Raw genomic sequence first — 1111 nt, 5'->3', positions numbered from 1 at the left:
CTTCGTGATGATCACCGGCCACATCTCGGAATACTTGCGGTTGAACTCAACCCATTTTTCCGCTTCCGGCTCGGTATCCGGCTTGATCGCATCGGCCGGGCATTCGGGTTCACAGACACCGCAGTCGATACATTCGTCAGGGTGGATCACCAGCATGTTCTCACCTTCGTAGAAACAATCCACGGGGCACACCTCCACGCAGTCGGTGTATTTGCAGGCGATGCAGGCATCGTTCACGATATAGGTCATTCAATCATCCCTGTCGGCGTAAGTGTCGGGTGATGCGGTCGGTGACACGGGCCGTACCACAGCGGCCTAGCTAGCCCTTGCGGCGGGATCATTCAAGGCGACGGCCGCGCGAAAGATCAAACTGCCTGCGATCCTTCTTGGTGGGCCGTCCCCGTCCTTCGAATGCGGGATTTTCCGAAGCAACGTCCCTGCGGGGCCCGGCGGGCGGGGAACGATCGACATACAGCGCCTGCGCCTCGGGGGCCGGGCCGCGACGTTCCGCCAGCGCCGATATCTCGATCACCCGGACCCTTTCGCCCTGGGTAAAGCTCAGGACATCCCCCGGCGCGATGCAAAAAGACGGCTTGCGCACGATCTGGCCGTTCACGCGCACGCCGTCTTCGCTGATCCGCCCCGCCGCCAGCGTGCGCGTCTTCCAGAAGCGGGCGAACCACAGCCATTTATCGAGCCGCAGTTTCGGGGCCGCCCCGTCCAATTACTTGTCGTCCTTCAGACCCATGAGAGCCGCGGCGAAAGGATTGTCCGGATCGATCTTCTTTTCCTGCTTGGGGGGTCGGGCGCTGAAGTTCTGCGCCTTGCCCTTGCCTTTGCCGCCGCCATCCCGGCGCGGGCCGCCACCGTCACGGCGCCCCTTACCCTGCGGTTTGCCACGGCCCTGCGGCTTGTCGCCGCCCCGGCGATTGCCCGCACCGCCGCCACGCGGGGTGCGCGCCCATGTAAAGACGTAATAGGTCTCCATCTCCGGGCCTGCCATATCCGCGTCGGAGGCGGTGCCCTGCGGCACCTCGTCCTTCGGCAGATCGGGAATATGGTTGGATACCTCGGGCGTCTCTTCGGGCTCCTCCGCGATGGGGGCGAGGCC

At 64.1% G+C, this 1111-nt stretch carries 2 protein-coding genes and 1 pseudogene; all 3 read right to left on the bottom strand.

Going from position 1 to position 1111, the window contains the following annotated elements:
• Positions 1 to 249: ferredoxin FdxA (gene fdxA, locus A3764_RS16740; protein WP_067951796.1), on the bottom strand; the 249-nt coding region annotated here is incomplete at its 3' end.
• 88 nt (positions 250 to 337) lie between these two features.
• Positions 338 to 724, bottom strand: coding sequence for an RNA-binding S4 domain-containing protein (locus A3764_RS16735; RefSeq protein ID WP_067923423.1), 387 nt, complete (start codon positions 722 to 724; stop codon positions 338 to 340).
• Positions 725 to 1111, bottom strand: a pseudogene (locus tag A3764_RS25720) (disulfide oxidoreductase); the annotation flags it as partial.

It is taken from the genome of Sulfitobacter sp. HI0129 (assembly GCF_001635395.1).
Taxonomy (GTDB): Bacteria; Pseudomonadota; Alphaproteobacteria; order Rhodobacterales; family Rhodobacteraceae; genus Sulfitobacter.
This window is presented reverse-complemented; position numbering and strand designations above follow the sequence as displayed.